This is a genomic window from Vibrio sp. 779(2023) (assembly GCF_033344285.1).
Classification (GTDB): domain Bacteria; phylum Pseudomonadota; class Gammaproteobacteria; order Enterobacterales; family Vibrionaceae; genus Vibrio; species Vibrio alginolyticus.
In genome coordinates this window covers 1-1032 of record NZ_JAWPOM010000234.1, presented here as the reverse complement: position 1 = coordinate 1032, position 1032 = coordinate 1, and the positions used below count along the sequence as shown (strand labels likewise).

Sequence of the window (1032 nt, the reverse complement as noted above, 5' to 3'; positions counted from 1 at the left end):
ATCCGGTCGCGTAGCCGTAGTTGTTCATCCTAAATGCAAAGAACATCACGCCCGAAACAACGATAAACACCAGCTGACTTTCTTGAGAAGGGAAGAACGTTAGCAGCGGTACGCCAATCAACAACCCCGCTAAAGTACCGATCACACGAGCCGTAAGTTTTTGGCGCGTCGCACTGTAGTTCGGCTGGCATACAAACAGTGTTGTAAGCAAAATCCAGTAACCACGGTCAATATCAAACAGCTGAATGATGCCGTACCCAATAGTAAGCGCAATTGACATACGCAACGCATGTCGAAACAGCATCGAATCTTTATGAAGGTTAGCCGAAATGCGTTGCCACATCGCTTTCAACGTATGTGGGTTAGTATCGGCAAGCGTGTCTTCTTCTAGGCGTTCGGCATCCGGGTTATTGATGTTGTTTAGCTGCTTTTCAACCGTAGCGAGGTTGTTGAACAGGTAAGTCAGCTGCATTAACAAACGCTTCCAATGACCTTGTTGCTGCTCTTCCAAATACGCCAGTGAATTTTGTAGTTCTGCTAAAGCCAGAATCGACTCATCGGTGTGAGTGTATTCGTTGCCGAGTTGAATGGCTTGAGCAATATCCCGGCAAGCTTGCGCTTGTGTCTCAAGAAGATATTTAAAGCGGAACAGTACGTCTGAACGCTCGAACTCCGTTGCCAAATATTGGTAGCGGTAGTGGCTCGAACTCACGCGTTCGTGAATGTCTTGCGCGATAAAATAGATATTCAAGAATCGGTCACTTGGGCCGTCTACATGACCACGCTTGGAACGGGTGAGTAGCGTTGCTTTACACGTATTGAGTGCGGTGCCCGTTGCAGCATTAAGGCGAGCCGCTTCAACACGCATTGGTTGCGGTGCAAGGTTCGTGACTGGGTGGAAAAGCTTGGCTTTGGCATCGAGATAATTAGCAAGCGCAAGAAACACGTTCGCGAGGCTTAATTGTACCGGCTGCAACGGCCAGAACATTTGCCAGATCATCGACATAAAGTAATACCAAGCGGCACCAGTTA

1 protein-coding gene is annotated in these 1032 nt (G+C 48.2%); it reads right to left on the bottom strand.

Annotated elements, in window-relative coordinates; translation table 11 throughout:
* Positions 1-1032 (bottom strand): YccS family putative transporter (yccS, locus tag R8O70_RS26310; RefSeq protein WP_318184600.1); only part of this gene is annotated, 1032 nt, incomplete at both ends.